This window comes from Paraburkholderia sp. SIMBA_054 (assembly GCF_046534875.1).
Taxonomy (GTDB): Bacteria; Pseudomonadota; Gammaproteobacteria; order Burkholderiales; family Burkholderiaceae; genus Paraburkholderia; species Paraburkholderia hospita.
Genome location: NZ_JAWRXV010000832.1, coordinates 1 through 270, shown reverse-complemented (window position 1 = coordinate 270; position 270 = coordinate 1). Strand labels below are relative to the sequence as shown.

At 54.1% G+C, this 270-nt stretch carries 1 protein-coding gene; it reads left to right on the top strand.

Features of this window, described 5'->3' with window-relative positions:
• Positions 1-270 (top strand): NAD(P)H:quinone oxidoreductase (gene wrbA / locus SB822_RS57435; protein WP_410859153.1); only part of this gene is annotated, 270 nt, incomplete at both ends.

Below are 270 nucleotides of genomic sequence, written 5' to 3'. Positions count from 1 at the left end.
AAGCAAAGTGGATGGCGCAGAAGTTGTCGTTAAGCGTGTACCGGAAACCATGCCGCCGCAATTATTTGAAAAAGCAGGCGGTAAAACGCAAACTGCACCGGTTGCAACCCCGCAAGAACTGGCCGATTACGACGCCATTATTTTTGGTACACCTACCCGCTTTGGCAACATGTCCGGTCAAATGCGTACCTTCCTCGACCAGACGGGCGGCCTGTGGGCTTCCGGCGCACTATACGGAAAACTGGCGAGCGTCTTTAGTTCCACCGGTAC